Here is a 20384-nt window from a genome sequence, read left to right as displayed (position 1 = left end):
ATAATTATGAATTATAAAATGTAGATCGTAAATTATTTTAAGTTGTTGATAAATTGAGGTTTAGGAGGGGTTTGCTTTCAGGTTTCAGGTTTCAGGTTTCAAGTTTATTGCATAATCCAACCTGAAACCTGAAACAAAAAAAAACTAAAACAAAAAAACCAAAAACAAATTATTCTTCTTCCAATAAATCCGGTCTTCTGTTTTTAGTATGTTCGTATGCCATGTCTTCGCGCCATTTGTCAATTTTTGCAAAATGGCCGCTGGTTAAAACTTCCGGCACTTTCCATCCTTTGTAATCTGCGGGTCTTGTGTAAATTGGTCCCGAAAGTAAATTATCCTGAAAACTATCTGTTAATGCTGAGGTTTCATCACTTAAAACTCCGGGAATTAAACGAATTAAAGCATCAGATAAAACCAAAGCTCCCAATTCTCCACCGGATAAAACGTAATCTCCAATTGAAATTTCTTTCGTAATAAAATGATCTCTCACTCGTTGGTCAACTCCTTTATAATGTCCGCACAAAATGATAATGTTTTCGTACATAGACATTGTATTGGCCATTTTCTGATTTAACGTTTCTCCGTCGGGCGACATATAAATGATTTCATCATATTCCCGCTGACTTTTAAGATGTGTTATACAATCATCAATTGGCTGAATTGTCATTACCATACCCGCACCGCCTCCAAACGGGTAATCGTCTACACTTTTCTGTCTGTTTGTACTATAGTCCCGGAGATTGTGAAAATGAACTTCGACCAGACCTTTGTCAATGGCACGTTTCATAATAGAAGCTTCAAAAGGGCTTCTTAAAAGTTCGGGTAAAAGTGTAATAATATCAATTCGCATTTCGTATTCTCTAATTATTGTCGAATGCAAAGATACAAGTTAATAGTGGGCAAATAAAAAAACAAAATTCAAAAAAACAGAAGACCGTAAGTTTTCGTTTTTAGTTTGTAAGATATTGTTTTTCAATTTCATATAATAATTATATAACATACTCAGATAATTATGTAAGACGAAATGTTTTATCTTTAAGTATTATTACATCACCTAATTACATTGAATTTATCACCAACTAATTCTAAAAAACATTATCTAATGAAGAAATTAATATTCCTGCCTGCACTAGTCTCGCTTTTTATTTCGTGCGCGAGCAACAGTTCTGCAGTGGTAGGATCTGTAGGAGAAACTAAATCACAGATATTAACGAACTGGGGAACTCCTATTCGAACTCTGGAAAATAATAACAATGGAGAAATTCTGGTTTATGCCGATCAGATTTTTATCAATAATGGTTCTGAAGGAATGGCAGGAAAAAATTACTGGAACTATAATTATGTTTATATCAATAAGGAAGGAAAAGTAACTTCTACGAAACAGGAGAAACAAAATTTTCCTCCTCAGGCTATCGATTCACAAAAAATGCTTGGAATGAATTTATTGACTTCCAATTAAATTTTTTAAAAAGATTATAAGAAATTCGTATTTTTAAGACTTACTTAGAAATACGAATTTTTTATTTAGTACAATGTCCATCCAAAAAATAAAAATACTGGCCATCGCCGGAAGTACAAGAAAAAATTCAAGCAATTTTAAGATGCTGCAGTACATCGCCAATCATTTAAATGCAGAATTTAATGTTGAAATATTTGAAGATTTAGCGGCGCTTCCGCATTTCAATCCGGATTTAGATACCGAAAATCCTCCGGCAGATATTATTGCATTCCGAAACAAAATAATAGAGGCAGAGGGTATCATTATCTGTACTCCTGAATATGTTTTCAGTCTTCCGGGAAGTTTAAAAAATGCCCTGGAATGGTGTGTTTCGACGACTATTTTATCTCATAAAAAATCGGGTCTTATTACAGCTGCTGCTTCCGGAGAAATGGCACATGAGCAACTTTTACTCATTATGAAAACGCTCGAAGCTAAACTTGATGCTTCGACCCAGCTTTTAATTCAGGGCGTGCGTGGAAAAGTTAATACAAATGGAGAAATTGTAGATGCTGAAACAGAAAAAGCACTCGAAATTTTCATAAAAAACTTTGAGCGTCATTTTTTATAATATATTTACTTTCTGAATTTTATACCATTGCAATGATTACCAGAAGAAACTTTATTGTAACAACAGGTCTGGCGACAACAGCAGTTTTAGCTTTACCGTCATTAGCATTTTCTATGAATAAAAAAGAGATAGGATTACAATTGTATACGCTTCGCGAAGAACTTCCTAAAGATGTAAAATCGACTCTGGAAAAAGTAGCAAAGGCGGGTTATACTAATGTTGAAACATACGGTTTTTCAACCAAAGATCAATTTTGGGGATTGACACCAAAAGAATTAAAACAGATTTTGGATGAAAATGACTTAAAAGCGGTTAGCGGACATTATAATTTGGGAAGCTTTTTGTATGATGGAAATACCGCAGAATTAATTGCTTCAATTGAAGCAGCTAAAATTTTGAAAAGCGAATTTTTAACGATTCCCTGGGTTGATGAACCTTTCAGAAGAAATATCGAAGATTACAAAAAGATTGCTGCACGTCTCAATGAAGCGGCTAAAATGTGTAAAGCTGCAGGTTTAAAATTAGCATACCATAATCACGATTTTGAATTTCAAAACCATAACGGAGTAACTGGATTCCATATTTTATTAAAAGAAACCGATAAGGATTTGGTTTTTTTCGAATTAGATTTATACTGGGTAGTTCATTCAGGAAACGATCCTCTTCAATTGTTCAGGGAAAATCATGGAAGATTTAAAATGTGGCATGTTAAAGATAAAGATAAAAAGAATAACGATTTAAATACAGAAGTAGGTTCGGGAACAATTGATTTTAAACCTTTTTTTGCAGCTGCGAAACAATCCGGAATGGTTCATTTTTTTGTGGAACAGGAAAATAATTTTGCTTTAAATTCTTATGATTCTATAAAGAAGAGTTGTGATTTTATTTCTAAAGAATTAATCTAACTCCTAATATTCAAAGCCATATTTTTGTAGAATATCTATTTAAAAAGTGTAGTATGACAACAAGTAAAAAGTTTATAAAAGGAGACGAAATAGAGTGGGAAGTCGCAGGAGAAGGCATCAAACGCAAGATTTTAGCTTTTGATGATCGGGTAATGCTGGTAAATGTTCATTTTGAAAAAGGAGCAATCGGCGTTCTGCACGACCATCACCACACGCAGGTAACTTACATTGAAAGTGGTAAATTTGATGTCACTATTGATGGCGTTACAGAAACATTAAAAGTAGGTGACAGTTTTTATATCCCGCCTCACGCGGTTCATGGCGTGCTATGTCTGGAAGCTGGAATGCTGACGGATGTTTTTAGTCCGATGAGAGAAGATTTTTTGGAATATTAAAATAAGCAAATCAGTTTTTATCTCCGCTTTCGCGAAAGCAAATCTTTACGATTAATGTTTAAGCATCAATAATACAGATTCAATATAAAAACGGCTGATTGTACTGAATTTTATAAAAGAAAAAGTGAAGCTTTTTCTAGTTTAAGCTGAATATAGTATTTTTGTAATATGAATTTATCCAAAACAAACGTACTGTTTATGGCAGTTTGCACTGGTCTTATCGTTGCAAATTTGTATTACTGCCAGCCTTTGATTGTATTAATCGCCAACGAATTTAAAATTCCCGAAGCCAATGCCGGAACTATAACGTATCTTACGCAGGCGGGCTATGCCATCGGATTGTTTTTTATGGTACCGCTTGGTGATAAAATAGAACGAAAAAAACAAATTTTAATGACCACTTTTGCCTCTGTAATTGCCTTGCTAATTGCAGCAACAGCAAAAAGTTTCTTTGTATTACAGGTCGCGTCACTTTTAATTGGTATTACATCTATTGTACCACAGCTTATTTTGCCTCTGGCAGCATCTTTAAGCGCACCCGAGCAAAGAGGAAAAGTAGTTGGGACCATTATGAGCGGACTTTTAGTCGGAATCCTGCTTTCGCGCACTTTAAGCGGCTTTATTGGAGAAGTTCTGGGCTGGAGATCTATGTTTTACATTGCTGCCGGAATTTGTCTTTTAATCTTTTTTGTTATCCAGAATAAATTTCCGGTAAACAGACCGCAGTTTCAGGGAACTTACGGACAATTGATCCAGTCTCTTTTTACACTAATAAAAACAGAGCCGGTTTTACGCGAAGCAACGGCAATTAATGTTTTTAGTTTTGCTCAGTTTGGCGCTTTCTGGACGACAATGGTATTATTGCTTTCAGGAGATCCGTTTGGTTTTAACAGTGCTACGATAGGTTTGTTCGGTATTGTTGGTGCTTCGGGAGCATTGGCTGCGCCTCTTGTTGGAAGGCTGGGAGACAAAGGAAATTCGAGAATTGCAGTTGGTTATGGCTGTTTATTGATATTAATAAGCTTTTTGGTTTTTTATTTCTCAGCAGAAAGTGTAATCGGAATTGCAATCGGAATCGTATTTATCGATATCGGAATTCAGGGTGTGCACATTTCCAACCAAACCAGAGTTTACTCACTATTGCCCGAAGCCAGAAACAGGTTAAATACAGTATTTATGTCCTTTAGCTTTTTAGGAACCGCTGCCGGATCTGCTTACGGATTATTATTATGGAAATTAGGAGGATGGCCGGCCGTCACAATAGGATGTATGGTTTTGTCGTTAGTATCACTGGCCATTTACGCACTTACTTATAAATCTAAAAAACAGAAAGCGCAAATTGATTAAAAAATTAATTTGTAAATTTGCGTTGAAATTAAAAATAACAACATGGAAAACGGAATATACGCTAAATTCAATACTAGCAAAGGTTCGATTTTAGTAAAATTGACACACGATTTGACGCCGGGAACTGTAGGGAACTTTGTAGCTCTTGCAGAAGGTAATATGGAAAATAAAGTAAAACCTCAGGGACAAAAATTCTATGACGGATTAACTTTTCACAGAGTTATTCCTGATTTTATGATTCAGGGAGGTTGTCCAAAAGGAACCGGAACAGGAGATCCGGGATATAAATTTGATGATGAATTTCACCCAAGTTTAAAACACGATCGTCCGGGAGTATTATCTATGGCCAATTCTGGTCCTGGAAGTAATGGTTCTCAATTTTTTATTACGCACGTTCCAACTCCATGGTTAGATAACAAACACACTGTTTTCGGACACGTATTAGAAGGACAGGATATTGTAGATGCTGTAGCACAAGGTGATAATCTTGATTCTGTAGAAATTATCAGAGTTGGAGAAGAAGCGCAAAAATGGAATGCTATTGAGTCTTTTATTGGTTTAAAAGGAGCACGTCTGAAAAGAGAAGCTGCTTTAAAAGCAGAATCTGAAGCAAAAATGGAACAACTGGCTGCTGGTTTTGATAAAACAGAAAGTGGTTTACGTTATAAAATGATCCAAAAAGGAGAAGGTAAAAGAGCTGAGGCAGGTAAAACAGTTTCTGTTCACTACGAAGGATCTTTAGAGAACGGAAAAGTTTTTGATTCTTCTTATCCGCGTAAAAAACCAATCGAATTTAAATTAGGAATCGGACAAGTTATCGAAGGATGGGACGAAGGTATCGCCTTATTGCAGGTTGGAGACAAAGCACGTTTTGTAATTCCATCTGATTTAGGTTACGGACCAGCTGGTGCTGGAGGAGTTATTCCGCCAAACGCAACTTTGATTTTTGACGTTGAATTAATGGACGTAAAATAAAAATTAGATCAATTTTAAATTGTCTTTATAGCTAATCCCATTCGCCCGCCGAATGGGATTTTTTTTATATTTACAAAAAACAAAGACAATGAAGAAAAATATAATTCTGGCCGGAATGGTTTTGGTATTAGTATCATGTGGCGGTAAAAAGACCGTTGCAGAAACGCCGCCACCGCCACCTCCGCCGCCGACAAAGGAAGTATCTGCTAAAGATTTAATATTTGGAGATACCGCTTTGGCAGAAGGCAAAAAACTTTATGATAATAATTGTGCGAAATGCCACAAATGGTACGAGCCCAAACAATTTAGTAAAGAAGAGTGGAAACCAATTTTGGTGAGAATGCAAAAGAAGGCAAAGCTTGATGATTTGAAAATGGCATCAATCAACAATTTCATTTATTCGCAGTTATAAAATTTGCGATTTAAAAAGAACTAAACTATTCAGTAATGGTATTGAATAGTTTTTTGTTTTAGATAAGATATAAAAAAACACCTTCACGAATGAGGTGTTCAAAAAAATTATGCATTGCTGACAGCAACGATCTTTAAAGTTTTAATTCCGGCAGGAAGTTCCCAATCTACTTCGTCATTTTCCTTAAAACCAATTATAGCCACACTTAATGGCGCTAATATTGAAATTTTTGATTGTTTTACATCTGCAACAGAGGGAAGTACAATTTGAATTTTCATTTGTTTTTTTGCCTTTACATCTTCAACGGTTACGGTAGAATTTATTCTGATGATTGATTCATCCGTTAATTCTCCTTTGCTGACCACTGCCCGGTCTAATTCCTGAGAAAGCTGATTGGCTTCTTTTGCATTTGTATCATTTTTACTTTTTAAAATCAACTCACGTAGGAGTTTGTAATCTGCTGAGCAGAATGTTGGTATGGGTTTCATAGCTGTATTCATTATATTAATTTATTATATGTATTTAAAGAAAAACAATTAAGACCTCAATCTTTTTTCTGAATTGAGATAAATCTGTGTTAAAAGAAAACGGAAATAGCTGAAGGCGCAAATGTGCTTTCAGATAAAATTGAATTATAAAATTTGATAAAATCCTCCGTCAAGAAGAAAAAAACCGAAGTAGACGGAGGCCTAAATAATAAAGGCCTTACTATGCGAAATAATTACAGCCGGAAGCGGTTCTGCAACGCAAAACGACTTTTTATACACTGTAAATGATATTATACTTCCCATTAGACAATCAAAATTGATCGGCAAAGATAGGTAATCTTTTTGAATTTCGTACGTTTTTACTTCCATTTAATCCCACAGCCTACACTTGGACGTTGAGGTTCTTTTAAACTTCTGTTGTAAAGTAAAGCGTCAATGGCACCTCTGAGGTCGCTTCCGCTAAGTGGAATTCCATTACCGGGTCTGGAATCGTCGAGTTGCCCACGATAAAATAGTTGGTCTTGATTATCAAATAAATAGAAATCCGGAGTACAAGCTGCCTGATACGACTTTGCAGTTTCCTGACTGTCATCATACAAATAGGGAAAATCGATCTTGTGTTCCATTGCAAATTCAGTCATCAATTCGGGGGAATCTTCGGGATATTTTATAATATCATTACTGGAAATAGCCACTACACCAATTCCCTGAACGCGATAATCATTGGCGATCATAACAATTTCTGAAATGACATGCAGCACAAACGGACAATGATTACAGATAAAAATAACAAGAGTTCCCTTTGAACCTTTTAAATCTCCAAACGAATAAAAGTCATTTGAGTTGGTGTCTTTTAAGTAAAAAGTGGGAGCAATAGTTCCGAGAGGAAGCATTGTTGATTCAGTTCGTGCCATTTGATGCAAATTTGATTTTCAAAAATAGGTTTAAAAATCTGTAAATAAAAGCACAATAAAAAAATATCCAAAGAAGCAGTTAGCTGGATCAGCTTGCTTCTTTGGATACTTCTGTAAAATTTTTATATTTTTTTATGAATTAAGAAACTGAAGTAAATCTGCATTCAGTTTCTCTTTTTCTGTATAGAATAAACCGTGTGGTGCACCTTCATAAACAATATATGTATTGTTTGCGATTCCTTCAGAAGCTTTCTTAGAGGTCAGATCGATTGGTACAATTTTATCATCATCTCCGTGAATGATCAATGTAGGAACTTTTACAAAATCAAGCTCATCTCTGAAATCGGTGAAACTGAAAGATTCTGCACATTTTAAAGTTGCTCTTGGCGACGCTGCCGCACAAAGATTTCTGTAATACTCTAATAAAGAAGAACTTAGAGGCTTGTTGATAATGTTTACTCCGAAAAATGTTTTTCCAAAATTATCTATAAATGCAATTCTGTCTTCTTTAATCGCTTCTGCGGTAGTATCACTTTTTTCCCGTGGATGACCGTCCGGATTATCCGATGTTTTAAGTAAAAAAGGAACTACAGATGAGATCAAAGCTGCTTTTGTAACACCTTTTCCGCCGTGACGGCTGAAATAACGAACCACTTCACCACCACCCATAGAAAATCCTACCAGAGTTACATCTGTAAGTTCTAATTGTTCGATAATTTCCTGTAAATCATCTGCCAGAGTATCATAGTCATAGCCGTCCCAAGGTTGAGAGGATTTACCAAATCCGCGACGATCGTAGGCAATAACCCTAAAATTATTTTGCACTAAATTGTCAATCTGATATTCCCACATTTCATTAGAAAGCGGCCATCCGTGTATAAGAATTACAGGTTTTCCCTGTCCGTAATCTTTCACGTAAAGTCGTACGTTTTGAGCAGTTTCAATGTATTTGTCGGTATGTATTTGTTTCAGATTAGATTCAAAATCCTTAATCGTCATACATGCGTTTGGTTCAGTATGTTCCATTATATATATCTTTTTACGTTAGTGTCTATTTTGTGTGAGGTAAAATTAAAATATAACAGGAAGAAAAAGCTTATAGAATTAGGGTCATTAATTACAAAATTAATAGGTTTGTAAATCAAAATATATAAAATGGATTTAATCTGGAACGAGTTTGAAAGAACTGATATGCGCGTTGGAACGATTGTCGAAGTAAATGATTTTCCTGAGGCCAGAAAGCCGGCTTATCAGCTAACAATTGACTTTGGTCCTGAAATTGGAATTAGAAAATCATCGGCACAGATTACCAAAAGATATCAGAAAGAAGATTTAATCGACAGACAAATTATTGCGGTAGTCAATTTTCCAAAAAAACAAATCGGAAAATTTATGAGTGAGTGTTTGGTGCTTGGTGCAGTAGGCGAGGAGGAAGATGTCGTTTTACTTGCTCCCGATTTTAAAATTCCAAATGGTCTTCGAATTGGCTAGTTCTTGAGCTGGAGTTGATAGTTATCTTAATAGCTTGTGGAATTGTCAGTCTTAGCGTCCCGAAACTTCGGGACGCTAAGACTGAAGACCTGAAAGCCCGACTTAAATTTTTGAAATAAAGTCACGTAAAATGAGCTGACCTTCTTCCCAATACTTCAAATCAGAATCAGAATTAATATGACCTTTTTGTCCAACGTTTACAAAATCGCTTCCCCATTTTTCTGCAAAATATTTTTTTCTTTCAAATGTAGCGTAGGGATCATTTTCGCTCGCAACAACTATTGACGGAAAAGGAAGCTTGTAAATGGGCATTGGCGCAAAATTCCTGATGCACTCAGGCGTGTGCTGAGGTGAATCTACATCTGCCGGAGCCACCAGAAATGCTCCAATAATATTAGAATTCTGATTTTTTTCTGCCCAGTGCAAAACCAATGAAACCGCCAGACTGTGCGCAACTAAAATTGTGGGCTGGTTTAATTTTAAAATGTTTTCGCTTAATCTGTCCAGCCATTCTTCGCGAATAGGTTCATCCCAGTTGTCTTGTACAACCCGAATAGAGTTTTCAAATTTTTTATGCCAAAAAGTCTGCCAGTGTTTTTCTCCGGAATCTCCGAGTCCCGGAATAATTAAAAGTTGTGTCTCCATTGCCGTGGAATTTGTATTTAGTGATTATTTTTTGCGTTCGTTTAAAATACGGTTTACTTCATTAACCAAAAGCGGAAAACCGGGTTCTGTCATTCCGTGACCGTAACCGTCAAGCTCATACAATTTAGTTTGTTTATGTCCGGCCAATTTCATCATTCTGGCCATATAGGCGTTTTCTTCATAACGTCCTAACATTTCTAATTCACGATCACCGGTAATTAATAATAATGGAGGAGCATCAGCACGAACAAAATATAAAGGAGCAAATTGATCAATTGTTGGCTGTTTTTCGGGAATTCCGTTTTCTCTTCTTATTTCAAAATGTGTAATGCATTGCCCGCTAAACGGAATTAATCCGGCAATTTGGTTAGCGTCTATGTTTTCTTTTTGAAGCCATTTTTTATCCAGACCAATCATATTGGCTAAATAAGCTCCGGCAGAATGCCCAGACACAAAGATCTGTGATTTATCTCCGCCGTAATTGCTAATAGAATTGAATGCCCATGCCACAGCCGCCGCCGCATCTTCAATACATTTTTCTGCTTTTACCTTTGGCGACAATCTGTAATTTACACCAATTATGGCAAAACCTTTATTTTTTAAAGCTTCCGGAATTTCTTTATTTCCGCCCGTAAGTCCTCCGCCGTGAAACCATACGATCGTTGCAAATCCTGTTTTGTTTTTAGGATAATAAATATCCAGGACACATCTTTCATTAATATATTTATCAGATTTATTAGCCGCAGCATTATAATACTGGATATTGCTTTTGGTTTCGTATTCTGTATTCTGTGCTGTAAGTGAAATTCCGTAAAGGAAGAAAGTTAAGAGGATGATTAATTTTTTCATTTTTTAAAAGTGGAATGTTAGAAGTTAAAAGTGAATGTTATATAAAAAAATGAGTTCTAAAAAGCGTTTTACATTTTACCAATAACATCTCACAAATAAATATATAAAAAAAGTCCAAAATGCAGAACAATTTGGACTTTTACTTTATGTAAAATTTGATTTTGATTAAATGTCATCAAAGTCAATATCTGTAAAACTTGATCGTGATTCAGATTTCTCAGTAGAACTATATTCTTTTTTAAAATCTTTTTGATGTCTCTCAGAAATTACTTCTTCGCCTTTGTGGTTTAAAACATAAGAAGTCATTTCTTCCAGGATTTCTGCAAAAGCACCAAAATCTTCTTTGTATAAATAGATTTTGTGTTTTTTGAAATGAAACGAACCATCTTCTTCAGTAAATTTTTTGCTTTCAGTAATAGTGATATAATAATCATCAGCTTTGGTAGCTCTCACATCAAAGAAATAAGTTCTTCTTCCTGCTCGTAAAACTTTAGAAAAAATCTCTTCTTTTTCTAACATGTCATTTTCTCTCATAATACGTTCTATCATTTTTGGAATTAATAGTAATCAAAAATCATAAAAAATTATCTATTACGCAACAATTAAAGTAATTCTTTTTCCGAAAGTTGTTTTAAATATAACGCTGCATAATATCCCTCTTCATTTATTAATTGATTATGAGAGCCTTGTTGAATGATGCGTCCGTCTTCGAGGATGATAATTTTGTCTGCATTCTTAGCTGAAGAAACTCGGTGGCTTACAATGATCGTTGTTTTGTCTTTTGAGATTTTAAACAAATTATTCAGGATCATTTCTTCGGTTTCTGTATCTACGGCAGAAAGGCAATCATCAAAAAGTAATATAGCAGGATTTTTAATAATGGCTCTTGCGATGGAAACCCGCTGCTTTTGTCCGCCGGAAAGTGTAATTCCTCTTTCTCCTAAAATGGTGTCGTATTGTTTGTTAAATGCAATAATATTATCGTGAACCACTGCATTTTTGGCAGCGTCAAACACTTCTTCATCAGTTGCATTTTGATTTCCGAACTTAATGTTGTTTTTAATAGTATCTGAAAAAAGAAAAGCATCCTGCGGTACAATTCCGATATTATTTCGAAGATCATTCAGGTTTAAAGAGCTAATTTCATTGCCATCAATTTTAACTTCTCCATCCGTAACATCGTAAAGTCTGGAAATAAGCGAAAGAATAGTTGATTTTCCCGAACCGGTTTTTCCTAAAATCGCTAGTGTTTCTCCTTTTTTAACTGTAAAGGAAACATCTTTTAAAGCTTTAATATTCGTGTCATTATAAGTGAAAGAAACATTTTCGAAAGCAATATTTCCGTCAATTACAGAAGAGTTTTCGTTATTGTTTTTAATTTCAGGTTCAATTTTCAGAAATTCATTCAGACGTTTTTGAGAAGCTTCTGCTTCCTGAACCATCGAAGAAACCCATCCTAAAGACGCCACCGGCCAGGTCAGCATATTGACATACAATATAAACTCGGCGATGGTACCGATGTTTGGGATGGTGCCGTTAATATACATTACGCCTCCAAAATAAATAACCACTAGATTACTGATTCCGATGAGGGCAATCATCAAGGGACCGAATAAAGATTGCACTCTTGCCAGACTTAAACTTTTACGTTTACTTTCTTCTGCAAGACTGACCATATTATTTTGATGTTGATTTTCTAATGAATACGCTTTGATGACCCGAATTCCCGAAAAGATTTCCTGGGTAAAGCTAGAAACTTTAGACAAATATTGCTGGAAAGTGGTGCTTCGTTTATTAATTTCAGAACTTAATTTGAAAATACAGTAAGAAAGAACCGGCAATGGCAATATGGTATATAAGGTAAGTCTCGGCGATACATTATACATATATAATATAACGATCGCAAACCGAATAAATGTATTAATAGTATACATTACCGCAGGGCCAACATACATTCTGACCTTTGAAACGTCCTCGCTGATTCGATTCATCAAATCTCCCGTTCGGTTTTGTTTGTAGAAATTTTGCGAAAGATTTTCATACTGACGGAAAACTTCATTCTTTAAATCAAACTCTATATGACGGGACATTACAATTAAAGTCTGACGCATTAAGAAAGTCAGAAAGCCCGCTACAATCGTTGTTCCTATGATTAATAGAACGTTATGAATTAAATCCTGTCGAAATGCGGCAATTACTACCTCAGATTTTTGGTCTGCAGCTGATAATTTATCGAAATTTTCAATAGCATTCAGTGACTTACTAATGAGCTTTGGAGTAAATAAAGAAAATATTTGTGCGATTATGGTTATTAAAATACCAAGTGAAAAACTGTATTTATATTTGATGAAATATTTGTTTAAATAGCTTAATTCTTTCATTTTTTTAAGAAATCTTATATTGAATTGTTTTGTATTTAAGAATTATTATTAAATAAAATTATAATAATTTGCGATTTAATCAAAACAATTGGATTGTAATATTGTTATTTTAAAGATAAAAAATTAGCACATGTGTATTTTTTAATTATGTTTGAGAAGTCTTTTTGACAAATTCATAATTTTAACTAATTTATACTAGCGCTATGGATGCAACTTTTGCAACTGGAAAAGAACTTCAAAAAATGGATCCTGTTTTTGGTCAGTTATCTTTTGACGATCACGAACAAATTGTATTTTGCAATGACAAAGATACAGGTTTAAAAGCAATTATCGGTATTCATAATTCGGTTATGGGACCAGCTTTAGGAGGAACCAGAATGTGGAATTACAACACAGAATGGGAAGCTTTAAATGATGTTTTACGTCTTTCGAGAGGTATGACTTTTAAATCTGCCATTACCGGACTTAATATTGGAGGAGGTAAAGCGGTTATTATTGGTGATGCAAAAACCCAGAAAACTCCTGAGTTAATGCGTAAATTTGGTGAATTTGTACACTCATTAAGCGGAAGATATATTACTGCAGAAGATGTCGGAATGGAGACAAAAGACATGGATACTGTAAGAGATGTTACACCTTATGTGACGGGTATTTCTGAGGAAAGAGGTGGTTCAGGAAATCCTTCTCCTGTTACGGCGTATGGTGTTTACTTAGGAATGAAAGCAGCTGCTAAAAGTCAGTTTGGTTCTGATATTTTAGAAGGTAAAAAAGTTTTGGTTCAGGGAATCGGACATGTGGGTGAGACTTTGGTTGAATATTTAACTAAAGAAGGAGCACAGGTAACGATTACAGATATTAATGAAGAAAAATTATATCAGGTTGCTTCAAAATACAATGCAACAATTTATACCGGAGAAGATTTATATACTGCAGATGTAGACATCTATGCGCCATGTGCAATGGGAGCGACTATTAATGATGCTACTATTGAAAAAATTAAAGCTAAAGTAATTGCAGGTGCGGCCAACAATCAGTTAGCAGACGAGAATGTTCACGGTACGAGATTAACAGAAAGAGGAATTTTATACGCTCCTGATTTCCTGATTAACGCTGGTGGAATTATCAATGTTTACGCTGAATTGGCAAACTATGGTAAAGCTGAAATCATGACTAAAACCGAAAACATCTACAATACTACTTTGGAGATTATCGATTTTGCAGCAAAAAACAACATGACTACTCATAAAGCGGCTCTTACAATTGCTCAAAACCGTATTGATCAAAGAAGAATCGAGAACAGAAAATAATATTCTTTAAGGAATATTTACTGTTCGTTTATATAAAATTGGCCTCCGTTTGCAGATAATCTGTAAACGGAGGTTTCTTTTTTGATGAATGCTGAAAAACTGTGGCTAAAAGCAGTCACTTTTTTAGGAATTTATTTTAATATACGCATAAAAGTTATACTTTTGCAGACTAATTTTTAAATGTTCTTACAAGGTGGTAAACAGAAGACACATACGCGTTAAAGTAATGCAATCCATTTATGCAATGCACCAAAGCGGTTCTGATAATATGGAAAAAGAGGAAAAATTTCTTTTTTACAGCATTGACAATATTCAGGACTTATACCTTATAATGCTTTCTTCATTGATAGAAATCTGTAAAAAAGAATCTGTTTTTTTACATCTGTCAAGTAAAAAACATCTTGCTACTGCAGCAGAACGTAATCCAAACCAAAAATTTGTAAACAATAAGATTTTTCAGCTTCTTGCCGAAAGCAATTCTCTTAGTATTGCTTTAGAAAATCGTAAAATCAATAATTGGTCTTTAAATGATGATTATATCATTTTGCTTTTAAATGATGTTAAATCAAGCGATTTGTATAAAAAATACATGAGCAATGATGTGAATACATTTGAAGAAGACAGACAATTTATAATTGACTTATTTTCGGATGTAATTGTTCCGAATGATAAATTATACGAATATTTAGAGGATGACAAATTAACCTGGGTTGATGATATTCCAGTGGTAAACACGCATATCATCAAACAGCTAAAAGCCATCAAAACACAGGATCCGGACGACTTTAGAGTGCCAAGATTGTATAAAGATGTAGAGGATAAAGATTTTGCTAAAGATTTATTTAGAAGAACGGTTTTAAATGAAACTGCTTTCGCTAAAGAATACGAAGACAAAACACCAAACTGGGACAGCGATCGTATTGCCGAAATTGATACAATTATTTTGAAAATGGCCATTTGCGAGTTTTTAAAATTCCCGTCGATTCCGGTAAAAGTAACTCTTAACGAATATTTAGAGATTGCTAAAGAATATTCTACTCCAAAAAGCAGTATTTTTATCAACGGAATTTTAGATAATCTCGTTAAAGAATTAACGGCCAATAAAAAGATGGTAAAAGTAGGAAGAGGGTTAATGTAAAAATCTAAAATTCTTATCTAGGAAAAAAATATTAAATATAAATCCAAAAACTAAATTAAATTATGGGACAATTTACTCAATTTGCGCCATTCGTTTTAATGTTTGTAGTAATCTATTTCTTCATGATTAGACCACAACAAAAAAGAGCTAAAAACGAAAAAGAATTTGAAAGCGGCCTGAAAGTAGGAGACAGAATAGTAACAAAAAGTGGTTTTCACGGTAAAGTGGTTGAGCTTGCAGAAACTACAGTTATTATTGAAACAATGTCAGGAAAATTAAAATTAGAGCGTTCGGCAATTTCTTTAGAGATGAGTGCTGCTTTAAATAAGAAAGCATAATTTTTATAAGATTATAAATAAATTTAAAAATCCCAAATTCTATATTTAGAATTTGGGATTTTTCTTTTAAAATAGTTTTTTGATCATTGATTAGTTCCTCACAAAAAAACCTTTGTCAAAGTTTTAAACTTTGACAAAGGCTGCTTATAGCTTGGAATTGGAATTAAAAAATTCGAATTTCTATATTTTATCTATATTTATCATTTAAACCAACATTTCCCAAAATCATAGGAATCACTTTTTCCATTCTGGAAAGTTTCGTTTTTTCCTGTTTGGCGCTTTCAATATATTCCAGAAACTCATATTGTTTATAAGGAGAAAATTTCTGAAATGCTTCCGCTAAAGCTGGATTCTCGATCATTTCTTTTTCCAAAATGGCAGAAACAATGGCTTCTTTTTTTGATTTTCGAATTACTTTCCCCTGCTTTTCGTTTTCAATCGCTTCCAGAATATATTCTATAACTTCTTTTTCATTAATCTCTTCTTTAGAGGTAAAACGCCATTGACGAAGTGATTTAGTTAAGTTTTCCTGAGCATTGATCAGTTTCTTTTTTTCATCTTTTAGAAATACTCCATTTAAGAACCAAATGGCAAAATAATCTTTAAATCCGCCAAGTCCAATAACATTTTTTTTGTTGTAAACATAAACTGGGCCACCCCATTTGATGGTTTCAGTCAGTTCGGTTTTGTCGATAATAGATTTTAAGAAAAGTAATTCTTCTGCCCATTTATCGCCGTATTTCCAAATGCCTTTATTTTCGGATTTCGATTCCAATTACTTTCTTGATTTAGGTTTTTCTGCAGAGGAGAAAATTCCGGGAATTGCAGTAAGTTCTGCAATTTTTACAATAACTTCAGTTGCTTTCTGCATGCTTTCTGCGGGAACATATTCGTATTTTCCATGGAAATTATGACCACCCGCAAAAATGTTCGGACAAGGTAATCCCATGAACGACAATTGAGAACCGTCTGTTCCGCCGCGAATTGGTTTTATAATTGGTTTTATGTTCAATTCTCTCATTGCTTTTTCGGCAATATCAACAATATGTTTTACAGGCAGAACCTTTTCTTTCATATTATAGTACTGATCCTTTACTTCGGCAATCACAATATCTTCACCAAATTTCTTTGCAAATTTTTTATTGAACTGTCTTGCAATTTTAAGAACAAGCTCTTTTCGTTTTTCAAACTTCTTCTTGTTATGATCACGGATTATCAGCTCCAAAACGGTTTCCTCAATGTTACCTTTTATATGATGAACATGAAAAAAACCTTCATAACCTTTAGTTTCCTGAGGTGTTTCTCCCTTTGGAAGTTCGTTAATAAATTCGTTAGCAAGAAGCATAGAATTAATCATCTTACCTTTTGCATAACCTGGATGAACACTTTTTCCTTTAAAAGTAATTTTAGCGCCGGCAGCATTGAAGTTTTCATATTCCAGTTCGCCAATCTGACTTCCATCCATCGTATATGCCCATTGTGCACCAAATTTCTCTACATCAAAATGATGTGCACCACGACCGATTTCTTCATCCGGAGTAAAACCAATTCTGATTTTCCCATGTTTAATTTCCGGATGCTGAATCAAATATTCCATTGCAGAAACAATTTCTGTAATTCCGGCTTTATCATCTGCACCTAAAAGAGTTGTTCCGTCGGTTGTAATAATGGTCTGCCCTTTATAGAGTAATAAATCTTTAAAATAATCCGGAGATAAAATAATGTTTTTCTCAGCATTCAGAACAATATCTTTTCCATCGTAATGGGTTACAATTTGTGGTTTTACATTTGCACCGCTAAAATCCGGTGAAGTATCAAAATGAGAAACAAAACCAATTGTCGGCACTTCATGATCTACATTACTGGGAAGAGTAGCCATAATATAAGCTTTGTCGTCAATGGTTACTTCATCAAGACCAATTGCTTTTAGTTCTTCAACTAATTTGTTGGCCAGATTCCACTGTTTTTGAGTACTTGGTGTTGTTTGAGAATTTGGATCCGATTCAGTATCTATTGTTACATAACTAATAAAACGATCTATAATATGTTGCATTTTTTTGAATTTTTAGCAAATATAGAAAAATTTTTCTGCGTGATAATTTAGCTTCCTATATCCGAGTGAATTAAAAAAGGGACTCTGAACAGAATCCCTTTATAGTTTTATAAGATTATTATTTGCTTTTTACGCATCTAAAACCGACATGATTGGCGGCAGATCTGATTTCTCCTTTTCCTCTCGTCCCCACCATGTATCTGGTGCAATATTGATCTGTGCAGAGAAAAGAGCCGCCGCGGTGCACACGCTTAATCTGTGTTGGATCGTTTGGATCATTATAAGCACCCGGGCCCTGCGGGTTTTTTGTGACCTTGCCGCTTTCTGCTAAAGATTTGTAATAATCGACGCTGTACCAGTCATGAATCCACTCCCATACGTTTCCGCCAATGTCATAAAGCCCGTACGGATTTGGAGTATATTGCGCTGTCGGAGCGATTCCTTTAAAGCCGTCTTCACCCGTGTCGCCATCTTTTATTGGAAAATGCCCCTGATAAATGTTAGCCTGAAATTTTCCTTTAGGTTTTAAATCATTGCCCCACGCATATAGATTTCCGGATTTTCCGCCTCTTGCAGCAAATTCCCATTCGGCTTCGGTGGGAAGTCTTTTTCCTGCCCATTTTGCATAGGCTTCAGCATCTTCATAAACAACATGAACAACCGGATATTTTTCTTTTCCTTTAATGGTACTTTGCGGTCCTTCAGGGTGTTTCCAGTCGGCACCGGGTTCATAACGCCACCATTGCAGAAAATCATTAAGATTAACGGCAGAGGGAGTAGGAGTAAAAACTACAGAACCCGTAATTAAATCTGCTTCGCTTGCAGTAGGAAATTCTTCCTTGGTAGGCTTTTGTTCTGCAACCGTTATATAGCCAGTAGCTTTTACAAATTTTTCAAACTGTTCATTCGTTACTTCGGTTTCATCCATATAATAACCGTCGACATATACACGATGAACAGGAGCTGCATCTTTAGTTACACCTTTTATGCTGCACAAACTTTCGTCTTCGACATTTGAACCCATGGAAAACTCACCACCCGGAATCCAGACCATTCCTTCCGGAGCTTTTTCCGCTGGTTTAAATTTATTTTCAATTGTTGGTTTAAATTCAGATTCTCCGTTGGTCGGGATATCATGACATTCTATCGCTGCTACCGCTGCTTTTTGTTCTGTTACTGAAAATCGGTTGTAACTGTAAGCAATTGAAATGATGGATATGGTAAGCAATGCCAAAATCCAAAATGGTTTGTTTTTCATGGTTTGTTATTTAAAACGACATAATTGATTGTCTATAGCGGATATAAAATTATAAAAAATTAACTTAACTATACTAAACTTGTAGAGTTAAAAGATTTGAATTATTTTTTATCTTCTTCCACCATAACCACTTCATACTTATTTTTGCCATCAACCTGCACGGGTTGATAGTAAGTTTCTCCAAATTTGATGTATTTTACATCTCCAACTGTAACTTCTTTACCACCGTCCGGTAAATTATCTACCAACGTTCCGGCCGTTGGCGGTACGACTTTGTATGAGTTACCCTCTTTTTCATAATAGGTACCGCCGTAGTAATAATTATTTACCGTACCCGTATTAACGGTTTGTGCGCCACCCGGAATACTATTTACGGTTCCTCCAACCGGAGCAGGAACAACCTGATAACCGCCATTGCTTGGCGCATACCAAACGCCCTGATCATAATGATATTGCGTGCTTTCTACGCTTACGACGATAGCAGTCACAGCTAAAGTTGCCACAAAAAAGCCCCACGGATGCCAGACCGGCCCCCAATAGTAAGGTCTGTAAGGATGATAATAATACGGATGAAAAGTGTTATACCGGTAACCGCCATACACATAAGGAGGTCGCGTATAAATAACTGTATTTCTTCTCACAATTGTATTTCGATTGTAATTGATGTTGATGTCACGATTTCTGTTTATATTATTGTTTCTGGTCTGACCGCTAATATTGGTATTTCTGTTGCTTATATTATTTCTGTTGATAGTATTAGAATTTCTGTTGACAGTATTGGTTCTGTTGTTACTATTTGAATTATTGTAAGACCTGTTGATTTTGGTTCCCGAATTGTTAGATCCTGGTCGTGTCGTTACAGTAGGTGCTGCTTCTCTGGTCTGTCTCATTTGAGATGTGCCTGCTGTTCTGTGCATACCCCCGCCACCGGCTCCGTGAAAACCTCCTCGTCCACGTTGTGCAAAACTGTTAATTGAAAGTAAAAAAAACAATCCGGCAAACCAGAGTGCTGGGATTTTTGTTATTGCTGATTCTAAATTTTTCATATTCAGGGTTTTAGTTGTATAAAGTTATAAAAAAAAGATTTACATGCTAAATTTAATTAGGTTTGAATGACATTATAGCGTGTGGTCTTATTACACTGAAATTTCTAATTAAATTGAGGATTTCTGTTTTTTTAACTCTCTCAAAATTAGCTATTATGTAAACGAAGTAGGAAGACTGAAAGATCTAAAATGGTTTCATTTTAGAATTTGCAACGCAAAAAGGGGAGTAAAATCATCTTCAGGTTATTCTTTTACTTTATAACAGCAATTTTTTTTAGAATCAGGGTTATTTAGGAATTGAACAAAATTGAAATTATTTGTTTTCGTAAAAAAGCACCTTTTTAAACTATAATATTTAAATTTGCATCCGAAA

23 protein-coding genes are annotated in these 20384 nt (G+C 34.9%); 11 read left to right on the top strand and 12 right to left on the bottom strand.

Annotated elements, in window-relative coordinates; genetic code table 11:
• Positions 1–169: 169 nt before the first annotated feature.
• The gene (gene trmD, locus ABEB31_RS19045; RefSeq protein WP_347053349.1) at positions 170–850 is read right to left on the bottom strand and encodes a tRNA (guanosine(37)-N1)-methyltransferase TrmD; all 681 of its coding nucleotides are present in this window, start codon (positions 848–850) and stop codon (positions 170–172) included.
• Between the two features lie 252 nt (positions 851–1102).
• Between trmD and ABEB31_RS19040 the strand changes: the two genes are divergently transcribed.
• The 7 genes from ABEB31_RS19040 (at position 1103) to ABEB31_RS19010 (ending at position 6103) form a co-directional block, all read left to right on the top strand.
• Positions 1103–1459, top strand: coding sequence for a hypothetical protein (locus ABEB31_RS19040; RefSeq protein ID WP_347053248.1), 357 nt, complete (start codon positions 1103–1105; stop codon positions 1457–1459).
• 73 nt (positions 1460–1532) lie between these two features.
• Positions 1533–2069, top strand: coding sequence for an NADPH-dependent FMN reductase (locus ABEB31_RS19035; protein WP_347053247.1), 537 nt, complete (start codon positions 1533–1535; stop codon positions 2067–2069).
• A 32-nt stretch (positions 2070–2101) separates the two neighbouring features.
• Positions 2102–2974 carry a sugar phosphate isomerase/epimerase family protein gene (locus ABEB31_RS19030; RefSeq protein WP_347053246.1) on the top strand — a complete coding sequence of 291 codons (873 nt, stop codon included), beginning with the start codon at positions 2102–2104 and terminating at the stop codon, positions 2972–2974.
• A 53-nt stretch (positions 2975–3027) separates the two neighbouring features.
• Positions 3028–3369, top strand: coding sequence for a cupin domain-containing protein (locus ABEB31_RS19025; protein ID WP_347053245.1), 342 nt, complete (start codon positions 3028–3030; stop codon positions 3367–3369).
• 198 nt (positions 3370–3567) lie between these two features.
• Positions 3568–4716, top strand: a complete 1149-nt coding sequence (locus ABEB31_RS19020; RefSeq protein ID WP_347053244.1) for an MFS transporter — start codon at positions 3568–3570, stop codon at positions 4714–4716.
• 42 nt (positions 4717–4758) lie between these two features.
• Entirely contained in the window at positions 4759–5691 is a 933-nt protein-coding gene (locus ABEB31_RS19015) for a peptidylprolyl isomerase (protein ID WP_347053243.1), read from the top strand.
• An 88-nt stretch (positions 5692–5779) separates the two neighbouring features.
• On the top strand, positions 5780–6103 hold the full coding sequence (locus tag ABEB31_RS19010) for a c-type cytochrome (protein ID WP_347053242.1): 324 nt from the start codon (positions 5780–5782) through the stop codon (positions 6101–6103).
• Between the two features lie 107 nt (positions 6104–6210).
• Here the strand turns inward: ABEB31_RS19010 and ABEB31_RS19005 are convergent, their stop codons facing one another.
• The 3 genes from ABEB31_RS19005 to ABEB31_RS18995 all read right to left on the bottom strand — a co-directional run bounded on the left by ABEB31_RS19005 (position 6211) and on the right by ABEB31_RS18995 (position 8531).
• The gene (locus ABEB31_RS19005) at positions 6211–6591 is read right to left on the bottom strand and encodes a GreA/GreB family elongation factor (protein ID WP_347053240.1); all 381 of its coding nucleotides are present in this window, start codon (positions 6589–6591) and stop codon (positions 6211–6213) included.
• Between the two features lie 359 nt (positions 6592–6950).
• Positions 6951–7505 carry a thioredoxin family protein gene (locus ABEB31_RS19000; protein WP_347053238.1) on the bottom strand — a complete coding sequence of 185 codons (555 nt, stop codon included), beginning with the start codon at positions 7503–7505 and terminating at the stop codon, positions 6951–6953.
• A gap of 132 nt (positions 7506–7637) precedes the next feature.
• Positions 7638–8531, bottom strand: a complete 894-nt coding sequence (locus ABEB31_RS18995) for an alpha/beta fold hydrolase (RefSeq protein ID WP_347053237.1) — start codon at positions 8529–8531, stop codon at positions 7638–7640.
• 129 nt (positions 8532–8660) lie between these two features.
• On the opposite strand from ABEB31_RS18995, the gene ABEB31_RS18990 reads away from it, so the two are divergent.
• Complete coding sequence (locus ABEB31_RS18990; protein WP_347053236.1) at positions 8661–8996, top strand: tRNA-binding protein; 336 nt, start codon at positions 8661–8663, stop codon at positions 8994–8996.
• A 102-nt stretch (positions 8997–9098) separates the two neighbouring features.
• On the opposite strand, the gene ABEB31_RS18985 is transcribed toward ABEB31_RS18990, so the two are convergent.
• The 4 genes from ABEB31_RS18985 to ABEB31_RS18970 all read right to left on the bottom strand — a co-directional run bounded on the left by ABEB31_RS18985 (position 9099) and on the right by ABEB31_RS18970 (position 12871).
• On the bottom strand, positions 9099–9641 hold the full coding sequence (locus tag ABEB31_RS18985; RefSeq protein WP_347053234.1) for an RBBP9/YdeN family alpha/beta hydrolase: 543 nt from the start codon (positions 9639–9641) through the stop codon (positions 9099–9101).
• A gap of 24 nt (positions 9642–9665) precedes the next feature.
• Positions 9666–10490: an alpha/beta hydrolase gene (locus tag ABEB31_RS18980; protein ID WP_347053233.1), complete on the bottom strand. Its 825-nt coding sequence runs from the start codon at positions 10488–10490 to the stop codon at positions 9666–9668.
• Between the two features lie 165 nt (positions 10491–10655).
• On the bottom strand, positions 10656–11024 hold the full coding sequence (locus tag ABEB31_RS18975) for a PUR family DNA/RNA-binding protein (RefSeq protein ID WP_347053348.1): 369 nt from the start codon (positions 11022–11024) through the stop codon (positions 10656–10658).
• A gap of 68 nt (positions 11025–11092) precedes the next feature.
• Positions 11093–12871, bottom strand: a complete 1779-nt coding sequence (locus ABEB31_RS18970) for an ABC transporter ATP-binding protein (RefSeq protein ID WP_347053232.1) — start codon at positions 12869–12871, stop codon at positions 11093–11095.
• Between the two features lie 203 nt (positions 12872–13074).
• On the opposite strand from ABEB31_RS18970, the gene ABEB31_RS18965 reads away from it, so the two are divergent.
• From ABEB31_RS18965 to yajC, 3 genes are all read left to right on the top strand, one after another.
• On the top strand, positions 13075–14178 hold the full coding sequence (locus ABEB31_RS18965) for a Glu/Leu/Phe/Val family dehydrogenase (protein WP_347053231.1): 1104 nt from the start codon (positions 13075–13077) through the stop codon (positions 14176–14178).
• Positions 14179–14404: 226 nt separating this feature from the next.
• Entirely contained in the window at positions 14405–15316 is a 912-nt protein-coding gene (nusB, locus tag ABEB31_RS18960; RefSeq protein WP_347053230.1) for a transcription antitermination factor NusB, read from the top strand.
• A gap of 62 nt (positions 15317–15378) precedes the next feature.
• On the top strand, positions 15379–15654 hold the full coding sequence (yajC, locus tag ABEB31_RS18955) for a preprotein translocase subunit YajC (RefSeq protein ID WP_347053229.1): 276 nt from the start codon (positions 15379–15381) through the stop codon (positions 15652–15654).
• Positions 15655–15841: 187 nt separating this feature from the next.
• Here the strand turns inward: yajC and ABEB31_RS18950 are convergent, their stop codons facing one another.
• The 4 genes from ABEB31_RS18950 to ABEB31_RS18935 form a co-directional block, all read right to left on the bottom strand.
• On the bottom strand, positions 15842–16429 hold the full coding sequence (locus ABEB31_RS18950) for a YdeI/OmpD-associated family protein (protein WP_347053228.1): 588 nt from the start codon (positions 16427–16429) through the stop codon (positions 15842–15844).
• A complete protein-coding gene (gene pepT, locus ABEB31_RS18945) occupies positions 16430–17707 on the bottom strand; it encodes a peptidase T (RefSeq protein ID WP_347053227.1) in 1278 nt (425 codons plus the stop codon). It abuts the gene before it with no gap.
• A gap of 118 nt (positions 17708–17825) precedes the next feature.
• A complete protein-coding gene (locus ABEB31_RS18940; RefSeq protein ID WP_347053226.1) occupies positions 17826–18965 on the bottom strand; it encodes a formylglycine-generating enzyme family protein in 1140 nt (379 codons plus the stop codon).
• Between the two features lie 101 nt (positions 18966–19066).
• A complete protein-coding gene (locus tag ABEB31_RS18935) occupies positions 19067–20011 on the bottom strand; it encodes a DUF6515 family protein (protein WP_347053225.1) in 945 nt (314 codons plus the stop codon).
• Positions 20012–20384 lie beyond the last annotated feature (373 nt).

The organism is Flavobacterium olei (genome assembly GCF_039749035.1).
Classification (GTDB): domain Bacteria; phylum Bacteroidota; class Bacteroidia; order Flavobacteriales; family Flavobacteriaceae; genus Flavobacterium; species Flavobacterium olei.
The sequence above is the reverse complement of the archived record's forward strand: the minus strand, read 5'-3'. Positions and strand labels throughout refer to the sequence as shown.